Source organism: Microbispora sp. H11081 (assembly GCF_012999535.1).
Taxonomy (GTDB): Bacteria; Actinomycetota; Actinomycetes; order Streptosporangiales; family Streptosporangiaceae; genus Microbispora.
This window is the reverse complement of sequence record NZ_JABBWV010000003.1, coordinates 240,975-264,084: the sequence shown is the minus strand read 5'-3', so window position 1 is coordinate 264,084 and position 23,110 is coordinate 240,975. Positions and strand designations below refer to the sequence as shown.

The 23,110-nt window shown below is 71.8% G+C and carries 24 protein-coding genes; 11 read left to right on the top strand and 13 right to left on the bottom strand.

Translation table 11 applies throughout. From position 1 onward, the window contains the following. Nucleotides 1–212: 212 nt before the first annotated feature. Complete coding sequence (locus HHX31_RS10815) at nt 213–569, bottom strand: VOC family protein (protein WP_169947757.1); 357 nt, start codon at nt 567–569, stop codon at nt 213–215. Nucleotides 570–697: 128 nt separating this feature from the next. Between HHX31_RS10815 and secA2 the strand changes: the two genes are divergently transcribed. Next, the gene (secA2, locus tag HHX31_RS10810) at nt 698–2,968 is read left to right on the top strand and encodes an accessory Sec system translocase SecA2 (RefSeq protein WP_169947755.1); all 2,271 of its coding nucleotides are present in this window, start codon (nt 698–700) and stop codon (nt 2,966–2,968) included. Between the two features lie 5 nt (nt 2,969–2,973). On the opposite strand, the gene HHX31_RS35600 is transcribed toward secA2, so the two are convergent. The 6 genes from HHX31_RS35600 to HHX31_RS10780 all read right to left on the bottom strand — a co-directional run bounded on the left by HHX31_RS35600 (nt 2,974) and on the right by HHX31_RS10780 (nt 8,767). Further along, nucleotides 2,974–4,341: a hypothetical protein gene (locus HHX31_RS35600; protein WP_311931727.1), complete on the bottom strand. Its 1,368-nt coding sequence runs from the start codon at nt 4,339–4,341 to the stop codon at nt 2,974–2,976. 283 nt (nt 4,342–4,624) lie between these two features. Further along, the gene (locus HHX31_RS10800) at nt 4,625–5,947 is read right to left on the bottom strand and encodes a lanthionine synthetase LanC family protein (protein WP_169947753.1); all 1,323 of its coding nucleotides are present in this window, start codon (nt 5,945–5,947) and stop codon (nt 4,625–4,627) included. An 81-nt stretch (nt 5,948–6,028) separates the two neighbouring features. After that, nucleotides 6,029–7,762 carry a SulP family inorganic anion transporter gene (locus tag HHX31_RS10795; RefSeq protein WP_169947751.1) on the bottom strand — a complete coding sequence of 578 codons (1,734 nt, stop codon included), beginning with the start codon at nt 7,760–7,762 and terminating at the stop codon, nt 6,029–6,031. After that, a complete protein-coding gene (locus HHX31_RS10790; RefSeq protein ID WP_169947749.1) occupies nt 7,759–8,094 on the bottom strand; it encodes a helix-turn-helix transcriptional regulator in 336 nt (111 codons plus the stop codon). Before HHX31_RS10790 ends, HHX31_RS10795 begins: the two co-directional genes overlap by 4 nt. A gap of 5 nt (nt 8,095–8,099) precedes the next feature. Beyond that, on the bottom strand, nt 8,100–8,270 hold the full coding sequence (locus HHX31_RS10785; protein WP_169947747.1) for a hypothetical protein: 171 nt from the start codon (nt 8,268–8,270) through the stop codon (nt 8,100–8,102). An 89-nt stretch (nt 8,271–8,359) separates the two neighbouring features. Further along, on the bottom strand, nt 8,360–8,767 hold the full coding sequence (locus HHX31_RS10780; protein WP_169947744.1) for a VOC family protein: 408 nt from the start codon (nt 8,765–8,767) through the stop codon (nt 8,360–8,362). A gap of 286 nt (nt 8,768–9,053) precedes the next feature. Between HHX31_RS10780 and HHX31_RS10775 the strand changes: the two genes are divergently transcribed. After that, nucleotides 9,054–9,479 (top strand): pyridoxamine 5'-phosphate oxidase family protein, encoded by a 426-nt coding sequence (locus HHX31_RS10775; protein ID WP_169947742.1) that lies wholly within the window; start codon nt 9,054–9,056, stop codon nt 9,477–9,479. Nucleotides 9,480–9,486: 7 nt separating this feature from the next. After that, on the top strand, nt 9,487–10,491 hold the full coding sequence (locus HHX31_RS10770; protein WP_169947740.1) for a zinc-binding alcohol dehydrogenase family protein: 1,005 nt from the start codon (nt 9,487–9,489) through the stop codon (nt 10,489–10,491). Between the two features lie 12 nt (nt 10,492–10,503). On the opposite strand, the gene HHX31_RS10765 is transcribed toward HHX31_RS10770, so the two are convergent. Then, nucleotides 10,504–11,208, bottom strand: a complete 705-nt coding sequence (locus HHX31_RS10765; protein ID WP_169947738.1) for a CBS domain-containing protein — start codon at nt 11,206–11,208, stop codon at nt 10,504–10,506. 129 nt (nt 11,209–11,337) lie between these two features. Here HHX31_RS10765 and HHX31_RS35595 point away from each other — a divergent pair, with 129 nt between their 5' ends. Genes HHX31_RS35595 through HHX31_RS10750 form a run of 3 tightly spaced genes read left to right on the top strand, consistent with a single transcriptional unit; the run spans nt 11,338 to nt 15,321 of the window. Continuing rightward, nucleotides 11,338–12,996: an FAD-dependent oxidoreductase gene (locus HHX31_RS35595; RefSeq protein WP_169947736.1), complete on the top strand. Its 1,659-nt coding sequence runs from the start codon at nt 11,338–11,340 to the stop codon at nt 12,994–12,996. After that, nucleotides 12,993–14,420, top strand: a complete 1,428-nt coding sequence (locus HHX31_RS10755; protein ID WP_169947734.1) for an ATP-binding protein — start codon at nt 12,993–12,995, stop codon at nt 14,418–14,420. Before HHX31_RS35595 ends, HHX31_RS10755 begins: the two co-directional genes overlap by 4 nt. A 37-nt stretch (nt 14,421–14,457) precedes the next feature. After that, nucleotides 14,458–15,321, top strand: a complete 864-nt coding sequence (locus HHX31_RS10750) for an NAD(+)/NADH kinase (RefSeq protein WP_169947732.1) — start codon at nt 14,458–14,460, stop codon at nt 15,319–15,321. Between the two features lie 18 nt (nt 15,322–15,339). Here HHX31_RS10750 and HHX31_RS10745 read toward each other — a convergent pair whose 3' ends face one another. After that, complete coding sequence (locus tag HHX31_RS10745; protein WP_169947730.1) at nt 15,340–15,759, bottom strand: MerR family transcriptional regulator; 420 nt, start codon at nt 15,757–15,759, stop codon at nt 15,340–15,342. Nucleotides 15,760–15,813: 54 nt separating this feature from the next. Here HHX31_RS10745 and HHX31_RS10740 point away from each other — a divergent pair, with 54 nt between their 5' ends. Then, entirely contained in the window at nt 15,814–16,764 is a 951-nt protein-coding gene (locus HHX31_RS10740; protein WP_169947728.1) for an SDR family NAD(P)-dependent oxidoreductase, read from the top strand. A gap of 73 nt (nt 16,765–16,837) precedes the next feature. Here HHX31_RS10740 and mgrA read toward each other — a convergent pair whose 3' ends face one another. Both mgrA and HHX31_RS10730 read right to left on the bottom strand, forming a co-directional pair. Beyond that, nucleotides 16,838–17,833 (bottom strand): L-glyceraldehyde 3-phosphate reductase, encoded by a 996-nt coding sequence (mgrA, locus tag HHX31_RS10735; RefSeq protein WP_169947726.1) that lies wholly within the window; start codon nt 17,831–17,833, stop codon nt 16,838–16,840. Nucleotides 17,834–17,964: 131 nt separating this feature from the next. Then, nucleotides 17,965–18,594, bottom strand: coding sequence for an alpha-ketoglutarate-dependent dioxygenase AlkB (locus HHX31_RS10730; protein ID WP_169947724.1), 630 nt, complete (start codon nt 18,592–18,594; stop codon nt 17,965–17,967). A gap of 122 nt (nt 18,595–18,716) precedes the next feature. On the opposite strand from HHX31_RS10730, the gene HHX31_RS10725 reads away from it, so the two are divergent. From HHX31_RS10725 to HHX31_RS10715, 3 genes are all read left to right on the top strand, one after another. Continuing rightward, nucleotides 18,717–19,223, top strand: coding sequence for a hypothetical protein (locus HHX31_RS10725; protein WP_169947722.1), 507 nt, complete (start codon nt 18,717–18,719; stop codon nt 19,221–19,223). A 358-nt stretch (nt 19,224–19,581) separates the two neighbouring features. Then, nucleotides 19,582–20,370, top strand: coding sequence for a type I restriction enzyme HsdR N-terminal domain-containing protein (locus HHX31_RS10720; protein ID WP_169947720.1), 789 nt, complete (start codon nt 19,582–19,584; stop codon nt 20,368–20,370). 19 nt (nt 20,371–20,389) lie between these two features. Continuing rightward, entirely contained in the window at nt 20,390–20,593 is a 204-nt protein-coding gene (locus HHX31_RS10715; protein ID WP_169947718.1) for a hypothetical protein, read from the top strand. 18 nt (nt 20,594–20,611) lie between these two features. Here the strand turns inward: HHX31_RS10715 and HHX31_RS10710 are convergent, their stop codons facing one another. Continuing rightward, nucleotides 20,612–20,848, bottom strand: a complete 237-nt coding sequence (locus tag HHX31_RS10710) for a hypothetical protein (RefSeq protein ID WP_249345862.1) — start codon at nt 20,846–20,848, stop codon at nt 20,612–20,614. Nucleotides 20,849–21,020: 172 nt separating this feature from the next. On the opposite strand from HHX31_RS10710, the gene HHX31_RS10705 reads away from it, so the two are divergent. Continuing rightward, a complete protein-coding gene (locus tag HHX31_RS10705; RefSeq protein WP_169947716.1) occupies nt 21,021–22,361 on the top strand; it encodes a helix-turn-helix transcriptional regulator in 1,341 nt (446 codons plus the stop codon). Here HHX31_RS10705 and HHX31_RS10700 read toward each other — a convergent pair. Next, nucleotides 22,351–23,043 (bottom strand): hypothetical protein, encoded by a 693-nt coding sequence (locus HHX31_RS10700; protein ID WP_169947714.1) that lies wholly within the window; start codon nt 23,041–23,043, stop codon nt 22,351–22,353. The two genes, HHX31_RS10705 and HHX31_RS10700, sit on opposite strands and share 11 nt — an antisense overlap. Between the last annotated feature and the right edge of the window lie 67 nt (nt 23,044–23,110).

The window sequence follows — 23,110 nt, the reverse complement described above, 5'->3', positions numbered from 1 at the left end:
GCCTACCTTTCGTGATCTTGCAGAAGTGCGCCCACTTCCCCGCCCACCTGCAGGTACGCGGTTGGTGATCACGCAATTACATGATCACGAAGTGCGAATTCCCAGGTCAGAGCGCGACGGCAGCTATCAGTGCTAGATCACGAACGATATCGGCGCAGGTCAAGAGACTCGTTGCGACAAACTACAAGATCACGGCCGGTGTGGGTGGGGGGTTAGGGGGTTTCGGGGCAGACGCAGAAGAGGTGGCCTTCGGGGTCGGCGAGGACCACCCAGTCGCCCGGCTGGAACTCCGGCTTGGTCGCGCCGAGGGCGATGTACTCCTCCACCGCCTTGGCCACGTCTGGCACCCGGAAGTCGAGGTGGAACTGCTTGTCCCCGCCCGGCCAGGAGGGGGCCTTCCGCTCGGGCACACGCTGGAAGTAGATGCTCATGGCGCCGTCGCCGATCCCGGCGTACTCCTCCTCGGCGTACTGCACCGGAAATCCGGTGATCTGGGAGTAGAACTCGGCGAGCCTCTTCGGCTCGGCGCAGTCGATGTTCACGGCGAGGAACTTCGCGATCGTTGTCATGGCCGTCATCCTGCCGCCCATACCTGTCAGAGAGTGTCAGGTATCCCCACCACCGAAATCCTCACCGATAGTGGGACCATGAACCGGGCATGTGGAACCAGTCCGGCAGGTGAGACGTTGGAGCGGTTGTGGCGCGGGTAGGTGCATGGTTCAGGCGGATCCTGGACAAGCCGGGAAGTGTCGACCTGACCCCCTTCCAGCGGATCGTCGGCGAGGCGGGCGACCTGGAGGACGAGGTGACCCGGCGGGCCGACCTCCGTCCCGCGGTGGTCGATCCCGCCTGGGTCGGCAGCGCCGACTTCTGCGCGGTGATGCGGGAGGCGGCCCGCCGGGCGCTCGGCCAGCGGCCGTACGACGTGCAACTCGTGGGCATGCTCGCCATGCTGGACGGCAATGTCGTGCAAATGGCCACCGGCGAGGGCAAAACGCTCGTCGGCGCCATGGCCGCGGCCGGGTACGCGCTGCGCGGCGGCCGGGTCCACGCGGTCTCGGTGAACGACTACCTGGCCCGCCGCGACGCCGAGTGGATGGGACCGCTGTACGCGACGCTCGGCCTCACGGCCGGGTGGATCGCCGAGACCTCGGCGCCCGAGGAGCGCAGGGCGGCGTACGCGTGCGACGTCACGTACGGGGCGGTCAGCGAGCTGGGGTTCGACGTGCTGCGCGACCGCCTGCGCACGGACCCCGCCGATCTGGTCGTGCCCGCCCCGGAGATCGCGCTCGTGGACGAGGCCGACTCGGTGCTCGTGGACGAGGCCCGCGTGCCGCTGGTGCTGGCCGGCACGGCCGACCCCGGCACGGCGCTGCCGGAGATGGCGGCCCTCGTACGGCGGCTGTCGCGCGGCTACCACTACACGATCGACGAGGAGGGGCGCAGCGTCTTCCTCACCCCCAAGGGCACCGACACGGTCGAGAAGGCCCTCGGCATCGACCTCTACGAGCACCCCGGCGTGGTGACCCAGGTCAACCTGGCCCTGCACGCTCACGCGCTGCTGACCAGGGACGTCGACTACATCGTCAGGGACGGCCGGGTCCATCTGGTCGACTCCTCACGCGGCCGAGTCGCGGTGCTGCAGCGCTGGCCGGACGGGCTCCAGGCGGCCGTGGAGGCCAAGGAGCACCTGCCCGCGTCGGAGACGGGCGAGATCCTCGACTCGCTCACCGTGCAGAGCCTGATCCGCCGCTACCCGCGGGTGTGCGGCATGACGGGGACCGCGATCGCGGTGGCCGACCAGCTGAAGGAGTTCTACGACCTGCGGATCGCGGTCGTCCCGCCCGACAAGCCGTGCGTACGGGTGGACGAGCCCGACCGGATCTTCGCCACGCTGGAGGACAAGGAACGCGCGCTGCTGGAGGAGATCGAGAGCCGGCACGCCACCGGGCGGCCGATCCTCGTCGGCACGCTCGATGTCGCCGAGTCCGAGCGCCTGGCCGAGGCCCTGGACGCCAGAGGGCTGAGCGCTGCGGTGCTCAACGCGAAGAACGACGCCGAGGAGGCGCAGATCATCGCGAAGGCCGGCAGGCGCGGCGCGATCACCGTCTCCACCCAGATGGCCGGGCGCGGCACCGACATCCGGCTCGGCGCCGGCGACCCCGGCGAGGAGCAGGAGGTCGCCGCGCTCGGAGGGCTGTACGTCATCGGCACCGGCAGGCACGAGAGCAGCAGGCTGGACGACCAGCTCCGCGGCCGGGCGGGACGGCAGGGCGACCCCGGCGGCTCGGTCTTCTTCGTCAGCGGAGAGGACACGCTCCTCACCGCGTACGCGCCGGAGCAGTCGCTGCCCCCAGCCGGCCGCGACGGCGTCGTCACAGCCGCCTACGCCGACGCCGCCGGGCTGGTGGCCCACGCGCAGCGCGTGGCCGAGGGCGTCAACCTGGAGATCCACCGCAACACCTGGCGCTACACGCGGGAGCAGGAGCGCCAGCGGACGGAGGTGCTGGACCAGCGCGACCGGGTCCTGCACGGCGATCTCGGGGCCCGGGCCCTGGAGCAGGCATGCCCGGCCCGCTTCCGCGAGCTGTGCGAGGAGGCGGGCCGGGAGGCGGTCGAGCACGCCGCCCGGCAGATCGTGCTCTACCACCTCGACCGCTGCTGGACCGAGCACCTCGGCTTCCTCGCCGACCTGCGCGAGGGCATCCACCTGCGGGCCCTCGGCCGGTTGAACCCGCTGGACGAGTTCAACCGCGAGGCCGTGCCTGCCTACCGGGCCATGCTCGACGAGGTCGAGCGGCGTTCCAAGGAGACCTTCGAGAAGGCCGACGTCACCCGGGACCTCGCGGAGCAGGGCCTCAAGCGGCCCACGGCCACCTGGACCTACCTCGTGCAGGACAACCCGTTCGGCTCGGAGTGGGACCGCGTGCTCAAACGTGTGGCCGGCACCCTCAAGCGCAAACGGTAGCAGCCCTACCGGCGGCGACGGGTGTGACGCCCGGCATAGTGCGCGTGGGCGGGGCGACTCAGCGCGGCCTTGGCGCCGACGGCGACGAGCGCGCAGACGACGATCGCGACCGAGAACGCGGGAACGGCCGCGTCCTCTGCCTGTACGTCCGCGGCCGACGCCTTGGTGTATGCCGGGGCGGCCGTCACCTCGCCGGTCTTCGCGGTGTGGGCCACCTTCACGATCTTCGACGCGGCCGTCTCGGGGGCCGCGGGGACGTGAGCCGCGGGCGCGGGAGCCGCGTCCTCCTGCCCGGTCGTGGCCGGGGCCATCTGAGCCCGTACGGCAGGCTGCGCGTGGGAAGCGGGTGAAACGGGCGTAGCGGGCAAGGCGGGGGCCGCGGAGGTGGTGCTCTCCTTCACGCCGGGCGCGGACGCGGGAGCGGCGTCCTCGGGCGCGGACGCTGGAGCGGCGTCCTCGGGCGCGGACGCTGGAGCGGCGTCCTCGGGCGCGGACGCTGGAGCGGCGTCCTCGGGCGCGGCGGGCGGGGCGGCAGCGGGCGCGGCGTCCTCGGGCGCGGACGCTGGAGCGGCGTCCTCGGGCGCGGCGGGCGGGGCGGCAGCGGGCGCGGCGTCCTCGGGCGCGGCAGGCGGGACGGCAGCGGGCGCGGCGTCCTCGGGCGCGGCAGGCGGGACGGCAGCCGGAGCCACAGGCGCCGGGGCGGGAGCCGCGGTGGGGCACGGCGGCGGGGGCTCAGGGCGGTCCTTGACGCGGTACGCGCCCGTCGAGAACGGCTTGGGGGCGCCGGTCTTGCCGAGGCCCTCGCCCCACTCGGTGATCACGTACTGCACCGGGATGTGGCCGAGACCGCCCGCGTCCTCGACGGTGAGGGAGCGGCTGTTCCAGGTGCCGCCGGTGAGCTCGGCGAACGTCTTGCCGTCGAGGTCGAGCATGATCCCGTTGCTCGACGGCACGCCAGGGCCGCGGTCGCCGACGAAGAACTCGGCCTTCTTCCCCTTGTAGACCACGTAGCCCTTGGTGCCCATCGGCCAGCTCGGGCTGGCGGCCAGGCCCTTCTGCATCGGCTTGCCCGACGCGGGGGCCCCGGTGTCGCCGTTGATGCCCGACCCGTCGTCCCAGAAGTACGACGCGGTGGTCTTGCCCGCGTGCAGAACGATCTCGCCGCCGGCCGTCGGGCAGCCGACCGCCGGGATGGCGGGCGGCGCCTGCGGCGCGGGCGCGCCCACGGGGCCGAGTTCGTCGCCCGGGATCGGCCCGAGCGCGTCGCCCGGGATGGTCGCGATGTCGGCCCTGCTGTGCCGTGGCCCCGCCAGGGCGGGGGCGTCCTGCCGGTGGGGGGACGAGGCGGCCGCGTGGTGGGCCTCCGCCTTCACCTGGCTCGTCCGGTGCTGAAGGGCAGCGTTCTGGGGGTCCGCGTAGCTGGAAATGGGGGATCTCCTGACTGGTCACGGTGGGGTAACCGGACACTAAGCCAAGAACAGCCCAAATCTCGACATCTCGGGACGAAATTTTACTTTCTGGACGAACAGCCCATCAGGTGGCAAAGTCAGAGGAACATCTCCCCCTGCCGGGGGCCTGGAGGAAGGAAGGCATGCCACGAACCCGCCACTCCGCCACACTGGGCGCACATGCCGGGAAGAGCGGAAATTTCAGCCGTTATGCCTGCTCGCCGCGCAGGACAGCGGCGGGGATCGGGATGGCGGGGAACGGGTTGTCCGGGAGGAGGATCAGCCGGCGCGGCGCGGCGCGCTCCGCGGCCTCCAGATGCAGCAGGGCCGTCCCGATGCCCGCGGCTCCCACCATGTATCCGGTGTCCGCCGTGACCTCTCCCGGCCGCAGCCGCCGGTACGCCTGATACCAGCGCATGCCCTCGTCGTCGCCCGCGGTCGCGCGCCCGATCAGGTCGATCGCGAGCGTGCGCGCGAAGTCGAGGTACGCCCCACGCCCCGTGGCCGCGTAGAGGCCCACGAAGCAGTCGATCAGCCCGGCGGCGCCGCAGCACAGGCAGGCCACGTCCCAGTGGCCGGGCGGGCGGGACGCGGGCACCCCGCTCTGCACGATCCCGTGCGCGAGCCGTTCCACCCAGTCGAGATCGCCCGGGTCGCCGGTGACCCGGTGCAGTTCGTAGAACATCCTGGCCACCCCGGCCGACCCCGAGCAGAAGCCCAGGTAGTGGAGCCTGCGCCCCTGCGGGAGGTGGTGCGGCACGAATGCGCACCTGTCGGTGACCACGCTGACCGTCCGCACGAAGTCGGCGCCCCTGCGGGCCGCGGCGAGGAACCGCTCGTCGCGCGTCACGCCGTACAGGCGGGCGAGCAGGAAGGCCGTGCCCGCCGTGCCGGACAGGAACCCGGGCGTGACGGCGTCGACGGGCAGGTCGGGGCTGGCCTCTCCCCCGAACCGATGTCCGGGGACGGCGAGGCCCGCGATGCGCCTTCCCGCGTCGACCGCCACCTCCTCGTACGCGGGGACGCCGAGGATTCCCGCCGCGTGCAGCAGGGCGAGCACGATCCCTCCGTCGCCGCGCTGCGCCGGGTCACCGGTCCAGCCGACGCCGTCCCCGAGCGGGCGGGCGTCGCGGACGAGGCGGTCGGCGGCGGCGCGGGCCGCCCAGGAGACCTCCTCGTCGCCGGTGGCCCATCCGGTCTCCGCCAGCACGAAGACCACGCCCGCGAGCCCGTGGTAGAAGGTCGGGTCGCGCCGCTCCGGCCAGGTGACGGCCAGCCTGCGGGCGCCCGCGAGCGCGTCCCGCAGGTACGCCTCGTGGCCGGTGGCGGCGGCGAGTTCGAGGAAGAACAGCACGACGCCGGCCGCGCCCGCGTAGAGGGACGAGGCGTCACCGGCCCCCGACGCCCGTCCCCGGGGATCGGGATTGGCCCGCCACAGCCGTCCGAGGTCGTCGTCGACGCCTGCCGAACGCACCCAGCGCGCGGCCGTGACGGCGGCGGTGACAGGGCTCTCACGGGGCCAGGCGCTCATCACCCCAGTCTCCCACAAAGCTAGTAGGAAATTAAGGCTACTGCTCTTACAGACGGCAGCCTACGGGCACCCGGGCCCCGATCACACCGTCTGCGCGGGAACCTCGGGGTGACGGCCCGCGCGAGCCGGGGGCCGCGGCGGCTCGGACGGGAGTCCGAGCAGTGTCCGTGCGTGGGCGATCGCGGCCGGCGTGTCGGGGAAGACGAGCCCGTCGCGGCGCAGATGGTCGGCCACCCCGAGCCCGTCCAGCACCTCGTCGTGGCCCGGCCGGATGCCCGAGAGCAGCACGGTGATCCCCCTGTCCTCGAGCCGTGTGATCACGTCGCCGAGCACGCCCGCGCCGGTGGCGTCGATCGTGGACACGCGCGACATGCGCAGGATGACCACCCGCACGTCGGCGACCTCCGACAACTCCAGCAGGAAGCGGTGGGCCGCGCCGAAGAACAGCGGCCCGTCGAACCGGTAGGCCACGATGTGCTCGGCCAGCAGGCGCCGTTCCTCGTCGCGGTGGTCGCCGGTCTCCAGCGGGACCTGCTCGACCTGGACGCTGCGCGCGACGGCCCGCAGCGCGAGCACGATCGCGACGCCGACACCCACCGCGACGGCGGTGACGAGGTCGAACACGACGGTCACGACGAAGGTGAGGATCATGACCGCGGCGTCGCCCCTGGTGGACCTGGCGATCGCGCGCAGCGACCCGACCTCGACCATGCGGACCGTGGTGGCCAGCAGCACTCCCGCGAGCGCGGCGAGCGGGATGCGCCCCACCAGGCCGCTCATGCTGAACACGATGGCGGCCAGCACGACCGCGTGCGTGAGCGCGGCCAGGCGCGAGCGCGCTCCCGAGCGCACGTTGACCGCCGTACGGGCGATCGCGGCGGTGGCGGGGATGCCGCCGAAGATCGGAGAGGCGATGTTGGCGAGGCCCTGCCCGAACAGCTCGCGGTCGGGGTCGTGGCGCTCTCCCACGCTCATGCCGTCGGCGACGGACGCGCACAGCAGGCTCTCCAGCGCCCCGAGGGCGGCCACCGCGAGCGCCGCGGGAAGCAGCGACGAGAGGGCGCCGAGATCGAGGAAGGGGTCGAGGAAACCGGCCGACGGCGCGGGCAGCCCGGCGGGCAGCGCCCCGATGCGGGCGACGTCCAGCCCGGCGACCTCGGCGACGACCGTGGCCGCCACGACCGTGAGGAAGGAGAACGGCACCGCCGAGCGCCACCGCGCCCCGAGCAGCATGATCCCCGCGACCGCGAGCGCCATCACGATCGGCACCGGGCTCGCGCCCCGCGCGAAGTTCAGGACCGCGTCGCCCGCCGCCTGCCACACCCGTTCGCCTTCGCCCGGCACGCCGAGCGCCGCCGGCACCTGCTGCAGCGCGATCACGACGGCGATTCCCGCGGTGAAGCCCTCGATGACGGGGATGGGCATGAAGCGGGCGTACCTGCCGACCCGAGCCAGCGCGAGCAGGACGAGCACGATGCCGGCGAGCAGGCCGACCGCGAGCACGCCGCCGGGGCCGTGCGTGTGCACGATCGGCACGAGGACGACGGTCATCGCCCCCGTGGGGCCCGAGACCTGGAGGTTGCTGCCGCCGAAGACGGCGGCTATCGCGCCCGCGACGACGGCGGTCGCCAGACCCGCCTGGGCGCCGAGGCCGGATCCGACCCCGAACGCCAGCGCGAGCGGCAGGGCCACCACCGCGACCGTGAGACCGGCGAGCAGGTCACGGCCGGGGCTGCGGCGGGCCGCCCGCCAGTCGGCGGGCGAAGGTAACAGCGCCGCGATCCGCCCGTACAGCAGCCTGGCCGCGCCGCTCATTTCGCCGCCTCCGCCCGGAGCTCGGCCAGCAGCTCGTCCTGGCCAGTGATCATGTCGGTGAGGATCCGCCTGGCGACCGCGAGCAGGTCCACCACGTCGGGGGTGGCCAGCGAGTAGACGACCGTGCCGCCATCCCTGACCGCGCTCACCAGGCCGGTACGGCGGAGCACGGCGAGCTGCTGTGACATGTTCGACGGCTCCACCTCGATCTCGGCGAGCAGTTCGCGGACCGGGCGGGGGCCGTCCCGCAGGAGTTCGAGCACGCGGATGCGCACCGGGTGGCCCAGGGTGCGGAAGAAGTCGGCCTTGGCCTGATGGAGGGGAACGGACATCGGGGTCACTCGGCCTCCTCCGGCGTTATGTCGTGGTCGGCGGCGAGCCGCTCCAGGTTCTCCAGCCGGCCCGAGGCGATCTGGATTCCGTGCTCGTCGCCGCTCTCCCGAGCCCGCCGCAGGTCCTCGCGGACCTCCGTGAGCCGGGCGCGCAGCTCCGACGTGAACTCCTGCATATGGTCCTCCCGTCCGTCGGAGGAAGGATATTCATAAATTGAAGAATTTCTAAATTCAGCAGATCGACACCTCGGAAGGAGGATGGCGCTCAGGCGGGGCGCGGCGTGAACGAACGCTGGTCGCGCCGCAGTGGATGCCCCGCGGGCACCTCGACCAGCACGATCGGCAGGCCGTCCGGGTCCTCGATCCACATCTCCAGCAGCCCCCACGGTTCGAGCTGGGGCGGCCGGGACACCGGCACCCCGGCCTCCACCAGCCGGTCGTACTCCTTCTGCACGTCGCGCACCTGCAGCCATAGCGCCGTGCCCGGCCGCGCGGCGCCCGAGCCGCGCGGGGACACCTCGAGGAGCCCTCCCCCCAGGAAGAACACCACCCCGGGATCCTCCGGCGCCCCGAACTCCCGGCTGACGGCCAGGCCCAGGACATCCCGGTAGAAGCGGCGGCTCTCGGCCCGGTCGGCCGGTCGCAGGATCACGCGGCTGCTCAGCACTTCCATCGAAGTCGCGCGGAAGGGACCGTCCGTTCCGGCCGGTTCCGCGCTTCCCCCCCTCGGACTCGTCGGTACGTTGCGTAGCGTATCGACACGATCACGCAGAGAGGCGGGACCGGCCGCGTGAACTTCGTGCCCGTTCTGGGCATGCGGTCAGGGATGGATTGGACAAGCGGCAGGGGCGTGGAAGGGCCCGACGGCCCCTCCGGTAGTGACGGACCGCCGTGCCGCCGGGGGGACGGGAGCGGCAGACTGGTCGCCGACGCCATTGAGGATCACTGTGGAGGTCCGTATGACTGAAGACACCGTACCCGCGGGCATGCCGCGCCTGGACAAGCTCGACCGCGACGAGTGCCTGCGGCTGATCTCCCCGGGCGGCGTGGGCAGGATCGCGTTCAACAACCCCAGCGGGCCGGTGATCCTGCCGGTCAACTACACCGTCGAGCAGGGCGCCGTGCTGTTCCGCACCGCTCTCGGCGGCCCGATGGACGCCGACCTGCGCACCGGGGTCGAGGGCGCCGACTTCATGGTGGCCTTCGAGGTGGACGAGATCGACGAGAGCACGAGGGAGGGCTGGAGCGTCCTCGTCCGCGGCGGGGCCCACCACGTGACCGGCGACGTGAACACGAAGGTCGAGAGCTGGGCGGGCGGTGAGCGCGAGCTGTACATCCGGATCGCGCCCGTCGAGATCAGCGGCCGGCGCATCCGGCACGGGTAGCCGCGCCGTGGACGCCTGGGTCGTGGCCCGGCCGGGGCCGGTGGCGACGCGGCCGCTGGAGCGGGCCGTGCTGCCGGACCCCGTGCCGGGCCCCGGGGAGCTGCTGGTCAGGGTCGAGGCGTGCGCGGTCTGCCGCACCGACCTGCACCTCGCCGAGGGCGATCTTCCGCCGCGACGTCCCCGTACGGTCCCCGGGCACGAGGTCGTGGGACGGGTGGCGGGGCTCGGCCCCGGCGCCGAGGGGCCGCCCGTGGGGTCCCGCGTGGGGGTGGCCTGGCTGCGCTCGACCTGCGGCGTGTGCCGCTACTGCCTGCGCGGCGCGGAGAACCTGTGCCCGGCGTCCACCTACACCGGATGGGACGCAGACGGCGGCTACGCGGAACTGCTGACCGCCCCCGCGGCGTACGTCTACCCGCTGCCGGAGGACACCCCCGCGGAGACCTTGGCGCCGCTGCTGTGCGCGGGGATCATCGGATACCGCGCGCTCGCCCGCGCCGACCTGCCGCGCGGCGGGCGGCTGGGTGTGTACGGGTTCGGCGCCTCGGCCCATCTGACCGCCCAGATCGCGATCGCCGAGGGTGCGACGGTGCACGTGATGACGAGGTCGGCGGCGGCCAGGGAGCTCGCGCTCCGGCTGGGCGCGGCCTCCGCGGCGGGCAGCGCCGACCCGCCGCCCGAGCCCCTGGACTCGGCCATCCTCTTCGCCCCGGCCGGCGATCTCGTCCCGGTCGCGCTGGCCGCGCTCGACCGGGGCGGCACGCTCGCGGTGGCCGGGATCCACCTCACCGACATCCCGGTGCTGAACTACCAGCGCCACCTGTTCCAGGAGCGGACGTTGCGCAGCGTCACGGCCAACACCCGCGCCGACGGACGGGAGTTCCTGCGGCTGGCGGCCCGTCATCATCCCCGGGTCACCACGACGCCCTACTCCTTCGACGCGGCGGACACGGCCCTGGCCGACCTGGCCGCCGACCGGGTCGAGGGGGCGGCCGTCCTGCTCATGGACGGGTGACCGGCCGGGCCGTCACGCCCGCCGCTCCTCGCCGCCTTCCACGGGACCGGTCCCCCACGGCCCGCCCGCGGAGACCGCCCGGCTCACGTCGTCGATCTCGTACGTCATGCGGGACTCGACGTCCACCACGCCGTCCACCTGCCAGACCTCCTCGATCATGGCGCGGAGCTCGGATCGCCGTTCCACCCCGCCGTCGAGGTGGACGATCCCGTCCTCGACCCGTACGGCGCAGTGCCCGGAGTGACGGGCCACGGCCTGCAGGACGTCGTCGCGGATGTCCTCCGCCGGGCGGCAGAATGCCCTGATCAGATCCGACTGTTTGACCAGCCCGACGATGCGGCCGCTCGGCCCGTCGACCACCGGCAGTTCCTTGATCCTGTTGCTGTGCATCAGCGAGGCGGCCCGGCGCAGCGGGGTGTCCTCGGTGACGGTGATCGCGGGGCTCGTCATGATCTGGGACACGATGCGGCCTCTCGCCTTCCTGTGCTCCCTGCGGCTGGACGGCCCCTCGAGGAACAGGTCGCCGGGCCGCCGGTCCAGGTCCTTGAGCAGCAGGTCGTCGTCGCTGACCACGCCGATCACGCGCCGGTCCCCGTCCACGACGGGCACGGCGCCGACGTGGAAGCGGCACATGGCGCTGACCACGTCGCCGAACGAGGCCGTGGGCTCGACCGCCACCACGAACCTGTTCATGACGTCCCGGACGGTCATCGGCATTGCGTCCCCCCTCGTCTCCCCCAGCCTTTGCCACCACCGGCGGCGGGACGACCGGCGAACGTCCTCCGGCGGTGGGACCTATGTCCCAGAAGTGCCGGTTGACCAGGACTCGCAAGTAACGTGTGAAGGGTGCAGAATGCCGCGATCCTCACCGTCGACGACGACCCTTCCGTCTCCCGGGCGGTGGCTCGTGACGTGCGCCGCCGGTACGGCGACCGCTACCGCGTGATCCGGGCCGAGTCCGGCCCCAGCGCGCTCGACGCGCTGCGCGAGATCAAGCTGCGCGGCGAGCAGGTCGCCGTCATCCTGGCCGACTACCGGATGCCCCAGATGAACGGCATCGAGTTCCTCGAAGCGGCCATGGACGTCTTCCCGCTGGCGCGCAGAGTGCTGCTGACCGCCTACGCGGACACGGACGCGGCCATCAACGCGATCAACATCGTCGACCTCGACCACTACCTGCTCAAACCGTGGAACCCGCCGGAGGAGAAGCTCTATCCGGTGCTGGACACACTGCTGGAGTCCTGGCTCGCCACTCCCGCCGTGACCATGCCGGAGACCAAGATCGTGGGTCACCGCTGGTCGGCGCAGTCGTTCGCGGTACGCGACTTCCTGGCCCGCAACCTCGTGCCGTACCGCTGGCTGCGGGTCGACGAGGCCGAGGGCGCGCGCCTGCTGGCCGCCGCGGGGATGTCCGAGACGGACGTGCCCGTGGTGATCACCACGGACGGCAAGGCCCTGGCGCGGCCCACCGAGGCCGATCTCGCCGCGCACGTCGGCATGGCCACCGTCCCCGCCTCAGAGCTCTACGACCTCGCCGTGATCGGCGCGGGCCCCGCGGGCCTCGGGGCCGCCGTGTACGGCGCGTCCGAAGGGCTGCGCACCCTGCTCGTGGAGCAGCGGGCCACCGGCGGTCAGGCCGGGCAGAGCAGCCGCATCGAGAACTACCTGGGCTTCCCCGACGGGGTCTCCGGCGCCCAGCTCACCGACCGCGCCCGCAGGCAGGCGCTGAAGTTCGAGGCGGAACTACTCACCACCAGGGAGGTCGTCGGGCTCGAGCGCAGCGGCTCGGCCACCCTGCTGCGCTTCGGCGACGGCGCCGCCGTGACGGCCCACACGGTCGTGCTGGCGACCGGCGTGTCGTACCGGCTGCTGGACGCGCCCGGCCTGGCCGACCTGACCGGCCGGGGCGTCTTCTACGGCGCCGCCGCCAGCGAGGCGCCGAGTTGCTCGGGGGAAGAGGTCTACGTCGTCGGCGGGGCGAACTCCGCCGGACAGGCGGCGGTCTACTTCTCCCGGTTCGCCCGCAAGGTGAACATCCTCATCCGGGGCGACGACCTCACCCGGTCGATGTCGCGCTATCTGATCGACCAGATCGCGGCCATCCCCACGATCGAGGTCCATCCGCACACCCACGTGGCCGGCGGCGAGGGCCGCGACCACCTGGAACGCCTGATCCTGCGCGACGGGCGGACCGGCCGGACGACGACCGTGCCCGCCTCGTGGCTTTTCGTCTTCATCGGGGCGGAACCGCGTACGGACTGGCTCGGCGACGAGGTGGTCCGCGACGACGGCGGCTACGTGCTGACCGGCTCAGACCTCCTCGCGGACGGCCGCCGCCCGCGCGGGTGGGCGCCGTCCAGGGACCCCTACCACCTGGAGTCGAGCATGCCGGGAGTCTTCGCGGCCGGCGACGTGCGGGCCGGGTCGGTCAAGCGGGTCGCCTCGGCCGTGGGCGAGGGCGCGATGGCGGTCTCGCTCGTGCACCGTTACCTGGAGGACAGATGACCGGCCAGCCGAGCGAGCCGACCCTGTCACCGGACGAGCTGCGCACGCTGTTCCTGTTCGAGTCGCTGGACGACGCCCAGCTCACGGTGTTGTCCGAGGCGGGCCGGGTCGAGCGGCGGCTCGCCGGGACCCACGTCTACGAGGAGGGCGAGCCGGCCACCTGCTTCTTCGTGCTGCTGAGCGGCACCGTCGCGATGAGCAGGCGGGTGCAGGGCGACGACGTCCAGGTGAGCCGCACCTCCCAGCGCGGGGTGTACGGCGGCGCCACGCAGGCGTACATCACCGGCGAGTTCTCCCAGCTCTACCTGAACACGCTGACCGCGGTCACCGAGGCCGAGTTCTTCGTGGTGCCCGCCGAGGTGATCGGGGCGTGCGTGCGCGAGTGGTTCCCGATGGCGATGCACCTCCTTGAGGGGCTGTTCCTCGGCATGCGCGCCACCCAGACGATCGTCGGCGAGCGGGAGCGGCTGCTCGCGCTCGGCGCGCTCTCGGCCGGCCTGACCCACGAGCTGAACAACCCGGCGGCCGCCGCCGTACGGGCGACGGCGGCGCTGCGCGAACGGGTGGCGGGCATGCGGCACAAGCTCGCCATGATCGCCGACGGCCGGCTGGACGGGACCCGGCTGCACGACCTGGTGGAGCTCCAGGAGGACGCGGTCAAGCGGGCGGCCTCGGCGCCCGACCTGTCGCCGCTGGCGCGCTCCGACGCCGAGGACGCGGTCGCCGACTGGCTGGACGAGCACGACGTCGCCGGCGGCTGGGACCTGGCGGCGGCGCTGGTGGCCGGGGGGATCGACGCGGGCTGGCTCGACCAGATCGCCGCGGCGGTGGGCGAGGACAACCTCGACTCGGCGATCCGGTGGCTCACCTACACCGTGGACACCGAACTGCTGATGGGCGAGATCGACGACACCGTCAACCGGATCTCCGGCCTGGTCTCCGCCGCCAAGCAGTACTCCCAACTCGACCGCGCCCCGTACCAGACCGTCGACGTGCACGACCTGCTCGACGCCACGCTGACCATGCTGCACGGCAAGATCCCCGCGGGCGTGCGCACCGTCAAGAAGTACGACCGGTCGCTGCCGCCCATCCCCGCGTACGCCGCCGAGCTGAACCAGGTGTGGACCAACCTCATCGACAACGCGATCGCCGCGATGGACGGCACGGGCACGCTGACCATCCGCACCCGGCGGAAGGACGGCCACCTGATCGTCGAGGTCGGCGACACAGGCACCGGCATCCCGCCCGAGGTCAGGCCCCGCATCTTCGAACCGTTCTTCACCACCAAGCCCGTCGGTGAGGGCACCGGCCTCGGCCTGGACATCTCCTATCGGATCGTCGTGAACAAGCACCACGGGGACATCCGGGTCGCGTCGCGTCCCGGAGACACGTGGTTCCGGGTCTACCTGCCCGTCACCGCCTGAACCGGCGCGCCCGCGGCGTGGCCGTACAGTTGGGGGCATGGGCATGGTCAGCACCGTGGGTCTCGTCCTGCACCCCCGGCGCGACTCCAAGGTGGCGATCGACACGATCGTCGAGTGGGCGCGCAAGCGGGACGTCACGGTGCTCGGACTGCCCGACGAGGTCGGGCGCATCGACTGCAGCGCCGTCCCGGTGGACGCCCAGGCCCTCGTACGGCGGTCCGACCTCCTCGTCAGCCTCGGCGGCGACGGCACGATGCTGCGCACGATGCGCCTGATCGCCGGGCGGCCGACCCCCGTCCTCGGGGTGAACCTCGGACGGCTCGGCTTCCTCGCGGAGATCGACGTGGACGAACTGGCGCCCGCGCTGTCGGCGATCGACGAGCACAGGTACACGGTCGAGCCGCGCATGGCGGTCAGGGCGACCGGCCACGACGGCCTCGCGGTGACGGCGTTCAACGACATCGCCCTCGTGCGCATCCCCGGCGACGGGCTCGCGGCCGTCTCCGTCTCCGTCTACGGCGAGCCGTTCGTCCGCTACGCGGCGGACGCCCTGATCGTCTCCACCGCCACCGGGTCCACCGCGTACAACTTCTCGGCCGGCGGCCCGATCGTCTCCCCGACCGTCGAGGGCTTCCTCGTCGTCCCCGCCGCCGCCCACTCGGCGTTCAGCCGGGCGCTGGTCCTGTCGGCGGACGAGGAGGTGACGCTCGACGTGCTGCCCACCAGCGGCCAGCTCGCGCTGGAGGTCGACGGCACGATCGGCGGCCACCTGTCCCCCGGCGACCGCCTCACCGTGACCGCGCTGCGCGCCGCCGCCCACGTCGTACGGCTCGGCACGACCACCTTCTACGAGCGGGCCCGCCGCAAGCTGCGCGTGAACGGCAGCGCCGAGGTCGACTGAACCGCCCGCCACGGCCGGTCAGGGGGACGGCGCGGGTGCCCAGACCCCCGCCACGGTCCCGTCGCGCAGGTGCCCGCGATAGGTGACCACCTTGGCGTGGATGACGGCGAGGCTGGCGTTCAGCTCGGCGATCCGCGCCTCCACCGCGCGCTCGTGCTCCTCCAGCAGGGCGAGACGCTCGGGCTCGTTGCCCGGCCCCGACCTTACGAGCTCGGCGAACCTGCGCAGGTCGGCGATCGGCATTCCGGAGTCGCGCAGCCGGTTGCACAGGATCAGCCACTCCACGTCCGACAAGGCGTACAGCCTGCGCCCTCCCGCGGATCGGGGGATCGGACGCAGGAAGAGCCCCTCGCGTTCGAAGAAGCGCAACGCGTGCACGCTCAGCCCGGTCGCCTCGGAGACCTGGCCGATGGACAGGGCGTCCGTATGCCTGATCATCCGGCGAGCGTACAGCTTGACCTAGAGCACGCTCTAGTTCCTAACGTCCTCCTCATGACGGCACAGCACAGGATCGGCAGTGGTTTCGGCGCCCGCACCACCGCGAGCGAGGTGCTCGCGGGCATCGACCTGTCCGGACGGACGGCACTGGTCACCGGGGGATACTCAGGGCTCGGCCTGGAGACGACGCGGGCGCTGAGCGCGGCGGGGGCCCAGGTGATCGTCCCGGCGCGCAGACCGGCGGCGGCGAAGGAGGCGCTGCGCGACATCCCGCGCGCGGAGACCGGCGAACTCGACCTGGCGGACCTGGACAGCGTCCGCGTGTTCGCCGAGTCACTCGTGGAGACCGGCAGGACCATCGACATCCTCGTCGCCAACGCGGGAATCATGGCCTGCCCGGAGACCCGCGTCGGCCCCGGCTGGGAGGCCCAGTTCGCGGTCAACCACCTGGGGCACTTCGCCCTCGTCAACCGCCTCAGACCGGCCCTGGCCCCCGGTGGGGCGCGGGTGGTGTCGGTGTCCTCCGGGGCGCACTTCGGGTCCGGGATCCGCTGGCACGACCTCCACTTCCGGGAGGGGTACGACAAGTGGGCGGCCTACGGGCAGTCGAAGACGGCCAACGTCCTGTTCGCCGTACGGCTCGACGCGCTCGGGGCCGCCGCGGGCGTGCGGGCCTTCGCCCTGCACCCCGGCAGCATCCTCACTCCCCTCCAGCGGCACATCCCCCGTGAGGACCAGATCGCCATGGGCTGGATCTCTCCCGACGGCACGCCGGCGGAGGGCTTCAAGACACCGGAGCAGGGCGCGGCCACGACCGTCTGGGCGGCGACCTCTCCCCAGCTCGACGGTCGCGGCGGGGTCTACTGCGAGGACTGCGACATCGCCGAACTCGCCACCGATGACACGACCAGCGGACGGGTCGCGCCATGGGCGGTGGACCCCGGGGAGGCGTCCCGGCTCTGGGACCTGTCCGCCGAGCTCACCGGCGTCGACGCGTTCTCCTGACGCGTTCTCCTCACGGGGGCTCCTGACGGGGGCTCCGCCCCCCTCCGCGGGCCCGCGGAGGGGGGCGGGAGTTCTAGAGCAGGTTCTCGATCTCGGCCAGTTCCTCCGGCGTGAGCGGGGGCGCCTCCAGGGCCGCGATGTTCTGTTCGAGCTGCTCGACCGAGCTGGCCCCGACCAGCACGGACGTGATCCGCTCGTCGCGCAGGATCCACGACAGGGCGAGCTGGGCGAGCGTCTGGCCGCGCTCGCGGGCGATCTTGTCGAGGCCGCGCAGGGTCTCCAGCAGGCCCGGCGTGAGCCGGTCACGCGTGAGGAAGTGGCCGACCGCCATCCGCGAGCCGGCCGGCACCTCGCCGTCGAGGTAGCGCCCGGTGAGCAGGCCCTGCTCCAGCGGCGAGTAGGCGATGCACCCCGCTCCGGCCCGCTCCAGCGTGTCGAGCAGCCCGTCCTCCACCCAGCGGTCGAGCATCGAGTAGCGCGGCTGATGGATCAGGAGCGGGGTGCCCAGGTCGCGCAGCACGGCGACGGCCCGCTCGGTCTGCTCGGCCGAGTAGTTCGAGATGCCCGCGTAGAGCGCCTTGCCGGAGCGCACCGCCGTGTCGAGCGCGCCCATCGTCTCCTCGACCGGGGTGTCCGGGTCGGGCCGGTGGGAGTAGAAGACGTCGACGTAGTCGAGACCCATCCGGCTCAGCGAACGGTCGAGGCTCGCCAGCAGATACTTGCGCGACCCCCACTCGCCGTACGGACCGGGCCACATGTCGTAGCCCGCCTTGGTCGAAACGAACAGCTCGTCGCGGTAAGGCAGGAAGTCCGCACGCAGGTGGCGGCCGAAGTTCTCCTCCGCGGAGCCGTACGGCGGGCCGTAGTTGTTGGCCAGGTCGAAGTGGGTGACGCCGAGGTCGAAGGCCCGGCGCAGGACGGCACGCTGCACGTCGAAGGGGTGACCGTCGCCGAAGTTGTGCCACAGGCCGAGGGAGATCTCGGGCAGCAGCACCCCGCTCCTTCCGCTGCGCCGGTACCGCATGTCGTCGTACCGGGTGGGAGCGGGGGCGTAAGGTTTCGGGATCATCCGCGACCTTTCCTGGTGTCCTCGTGTGTTCGTGACTTAGGGTGACCGGCCCCGTCATGTGCCCGGGCCCCGGTCAGGAGTACCAGGAAACCGCACCCGTCAACGGCGGGGCGGGCCGGGGTCGGGGGCCGTCAGCGCACGCCTCTCGGGCGGAACTGGACGCTGATGCGGGCGCCGGTCACCTTGGCGGACTTGGGGATCGCGTGCTCCCAGGTGCGCTGGCAGCTCCCGCCCATGACGATGAGGTCGCCGTGCCCCAGCTCGTGCCGCAGCGCCGGGCCTCCCCCGCCGCGCGGGCGCAGCAGCAGCGCGCGTGGCGTGCCGACCGACACGATCGCGACCATGGTGTCCTGCGTGCCGCCGCGTCCGATCGTGTCGCCGTGCCAGGCGACGCTGTCCCGGCCGTCCCGGTAGAGGCACATGCCGGCCGTACGGAACCGCTCGCCGAGCTCTTCCTCGTAGTGGGCGTCGAGCAGGTCCCTCGCCTCGGTCAGTACGGGATCGGGCAGCTCTTCGCCCTCGTCGTAGAACTTCAGCAGCCGCGGCACGTCCACGACCCGGTCGTACATGTGCCTGCGCTCGGCGTGCCAGGGCACCGCGTCGAGGAGGCGTTCGAACAGCGCGTCCGCCCCCTCGATCCAGTGCGGCCGGACGTCGATCCAGGCGCCCCGGTCGAGCGGGGTGCGCCGCACCGACGAACCGAGCGGGCCGATGCGCACATCCTCACCCCAGTCCAGGAGCGAAGCCTGAAAAGCCCTCATGCCCTCAGCATATTCAAACACGCATTCGATCAGTCGGGCCGGGGTGCCGACCAGTCGCATGACATCCGGCAACGCGCTGCATGCCGTGCGGGATCCCCCGAAGTAGGCATATGCTCCCGGTCGTGCGTCGACTCACAGTGCGTCGGATCGCGGTGACGGCAATGGCCGCACTGACGGCAGCCGACTGCACACCTGAGCCGGAGCAACCGAAACCGCCTCCCTCCGTCGCGTTCACGCTGGAGATGGCGGAGTCAGTCCTCGTGGAAGTGGTCGCCGGAGTCGGCAAGAGCGGCGTCGCCGATTTCTGCGCCAAGTTCGCGAGTAGCACAGGGACATGCGAGGCACTTCTGAAGGATGCCTTGGGGCGGTGCCTGCTGCCTGGAGACAAGCCCGTCGTGACGCGCTCGGTGCATCTGCCGGCCACGGACAAGTACGAAGAGACGTGGCAGTTGGTGGTTCAGGGCAGAACGCTCGATGGACAGAAGTACGTCTCGGATTTTCCGATCGTCCTGTCGACGGGTGCGCCCAAGGCTGTACTCGGAATCTACTGGACAGGTCAGGGTTACGGCCGGAACATGGACAACCCCCCGAAGTACACGATCCCCCCGCAAAACGCCTGCCCTCGATAACCGCCGCCTCGACGCCTCTAGAGCGGGCCGGAAGGTGGGCGATGCGCTACCGGCGAGTGCTTACCTTGGCCCGAGGCGGCGGGCCAGGCGAGCGCAGCCGGTATGCGCCGGGTACCAGACGGCGCCGGCACTGTCCCGGCGCGGACGCCTCTCCGATCTCTCTCCTGTGTTCTGCGCGCGTACGGCTCGCCCTTCTCAAACACGCACCCATATCACGACAAATCACCATTTGGCATAAATATTTGTTGCCGAACGGATATCCGCGGCGGTAACCCATCCGCAGGTGAAAACGCGTCCAACACCGTTACGTCGAAAACCAAGAAACGAGCCGAGCCGCCACAAGGAGAAGGTGCAGCCGATGACCGATCAGAAGTCCGAGGCCCTCGTCATGTCCGATGCGACTCAAGACTCCATCCGGCACGAGGACGACATTCGCGGTCCCAGGAAGGTGCCCGCCACCCCTCGGACCATGCCGAAATGGGAATCCGAGGCGCGCAACCGCATCCGCAGTGCGATACGCCGGTACGGCAAGCCACTCAACGATCTCATCGCCCGCGACGCCAACGAGGGCGACACTCGCCTGCTCGTCACCGACTTCCTCTGCGAAGGGCTGGGGTACGACAAATACGATGATCTGACGACCGAATATCAGGTAAAAGGCGAATTCGCCGACTACGGAATACGCGTGGACAAACAGCTCGCCGCGTTCATCGAGGTCAAGCGGTGCACGCAGAAACTGGGCGTCAAACACCTGCGGCAGGTCCAGATGTACGCGGTGAACGAGGGCGTCGAATGGATGGTGCTCACGAACGGGCAGGTGTGGCAGGTCTACCACCTCACCGGCGGCCTCCCGGTCGTCGTCGACCTGGCCCTGGAGGTCGACCTCCTCGACGAGGGAGGGCCGGGCGGGAAGGCCGACGCGCTCTTCTACCTCAGCAAGGAGGCGTTCAAGCGCCGTCTGATCGACGACCTGTGGAAGGCCCGCGCGGCGACGGCTCCGCGATCCCTCGTCCGGGTTCTGCTCACCCCCGTGATCCTCGATGCCGTACGGAAGGAACTTCGGCGGCAGACGGGACACAATGCGGAGGAGAAGGAGATCGAGCGCGTCCTCCAGGCGGAGGTCCTCAGGCCCGATCTCCTCGCCTGAACAGCGGGAGGCGGGCCGGATGGATCTGTTGGAGATCAAGTTCTGGGAGGCGGGCGACTACCGGCCGGGCACGAAGGGGCACGAAGGCCGGTGCAGTTGGGGTGGTTCGGCATGCCCGTCCCCCGCCGAGTTCACCGTCACCGATCGCGCAGGCGCCAACAACGGCGCCTGCGCGGTCCACGTCGTCGCCTACATCAGGGACCGCCTCCGGCACGGCCGTTGACCACGCCGGCCGCCCCCGTCACCCGGCGGTCGCGCGGTCGGCGGCGACCGCGGCGGTCAGCTCGGCCTGGGCCGCCAGCACCGCTGCGAGGGCCTCGGGATCGTCGGCGTCGAGCGTCATCGCGCATCCCCTGCGGATCGCGTCGAGGTCCACCGGCCCGCGCCTGGTCGCCCACCAGCGGCCGACGTCCGACCGCCAGATGATCCACCCGGCGTGGTCTCGTGCGATGTCCTCCAGCGTGGTCATGTCACCCATCTCCAAAGGCTGCTCGCGGAAGTGGGCCAAGCTAAACGCTTTTGCAGCGGTTGGAGTATCAGCCAGGGGACGTCCAATCACAGCCAGTAGCCACGCGAACACAGAATCTCCCGTAGTGTCGGCGTGTCACGCTGACACAGTGTGCTTGCGGTCGTGCGAGGAGGGGTGCGACATGCCGGCCAACCACCGCCATCCGCAGAACCGCCGGCTCGCGTGGGAACGCCTGCAGCGCGGGTGGTCCTACGAGGAGCTGTGCGAACGCATCCGCACGTCCATGCGGTCGTGCGGCGAGAAGGACACCGGCCTGACTGCCAACACGGTCAGGCGCTGGGAGACCGGCGAGCGGTGGCCGGATCCGCGCTACCGCAAGCACCTGGTGACGATCTTCGACAAACCCGCGAGCGAGCTGGGACTGCTCACCCCCGACGAGATGGCCATGCGGCCGGTCACGGAGGTGGTGGACGAGATACGGAGGCTGCTGAGCATGATCGCCGCAGACGGCATCGACCGCTCCACGTTCCTGCGGGGGCTTATCGGCGCGGGCGTGCTCGCTCCCCTCCTCGGGGAGGGCGGCGAGCGTCTACCCGCGGCGGCCGAACGCGGGCGCGGGGTCGACGCCGAGTCGGCCGAGGCGTTCGCCCGGGTCGTGGACAAGCAGGCGGCCCTCTACTGGACCTCGCCGCCGGACGACATCTTCCAGGCGTCGATCGCGCACACCCGGCTCGGCATGAGCCTGCTGCGGGCGGCGCCGGAGGGCGCGGTGCGGCACACGCTGGCCGAGGCGGCCGCGCGCTCGGCCCTGCTGTCGGGCAGGGTCGCCTTCTTCGACCTGAACGACGGCCCCACCGCCGCGCGGCTGTTCCGGATGGCCCTGTCGGCCACCCGCGAGTGCGGGGACCATCCGCTCGCCGCCGCCGTACTCGCCCACGCGGCGTTCGTGCCCGGCTTCGAGGGCCACCGTACGGACGCCTTCGGCCTGCTCGACGCGGCGTTCGCGCACGCATGGCACGGCGTCGGCCCGCTGACCAGGGCATGGCTCCACTGTGTCGCGTCGGAGATCTCGGCCCGCTGCGGCGAGCCGAAGGAGTGCATGCGTCACATCGACCGCGCCGACCACATGGTCGACGCGGGCGGCGACGACCCGCCCTGGCTAGACTTCTTCGGGCGGGCCAGGCTCGACGGCTTCGCCGGCTACAGCGCGCTGACGGCGGGCAACCACGAGGAGGCGGCCCGCCGGCTGCGCAAGGCGCTCGACGACCTCGGCCCGAACGGCGGCAAGCAGCGCTCGGTGCTGCTCGCCGACCTCGCCGCCGCCCACGCCCGCACCGACGGCGACCAGGCCGCCGAGCATCTCCGGCAGGCGGTCGACGCGCTCGACGACCAGTGGTACGCGGTCGGGCACGACCGCGTCAGCGGCGTGCTGAAAGTGCTGCCGCCCGCGGCGGCCACGCGGGCGCTGGACGAACGACTGGCCGACCTCGGCCGCGCCAGGCACCCCGAGCTCACGATGTGACGGCGGCCCCCGCCCCCCAGGCCGCGCGCAGCGCCTCGATCTCCGCCGGAGAGCTCTCGCGGGCGAGGTACGGAATGTCCAGCAGGTGTCGCGTCGCGGCCGTGGACAGGCGTTCGCGTACGACGGCGGAGTCGTCGAGCACTTGGCCGTACAGCGACGCCCCGTCCATGCAGAAGACGTCGACGAGCGCGATCCTGCCGTCCACCGCCCGGCGGACGTTGCCGTGGTTCAGGTCGATCCCGTCCCACCAGGGCGTGCGGGCCCGCCACTCCTCGTCCACCGTGAGCGCGGTGCGCCGTACGGTGTCGAACGCCTCGTCCCCCTCCCCCTCGCGCCATCGGCGGGCCACCTCCGCCGCCTCCTCCGGAGCGGCCGGGGCCAGGAACTCCAGCACCGTGAGCGAGCCGCCGCCGTCGAGGGCCTCGGCGAGCGCCACGTGCGGCAGGTACGGATTGCCGGGGCAGCGGCGGCACAGTTCGAGGAAGGCCGGATAGGCCGGGTCGAACGGGCAGATCCGCGCGGCCAGCAGGCCACGGGGCGAGCGCAGGCCGACGGCCCAGTCGCCCACGCCGCAGGGCGTCCAGCCGAGCCTGGCGAGATCGGCGAGCGCGTCCCGGTGGTTCACCCCACTCCAGTCCCGGCCGAGCAGCGGCGTGATGTCGTCATCATGATCGAGCTTCACCCGGGCGACTCTAGAAGCTCACCGCCCGGCCCGTCTTCTCCATTAGTCCCGGTTCGCGCGGAGCGTC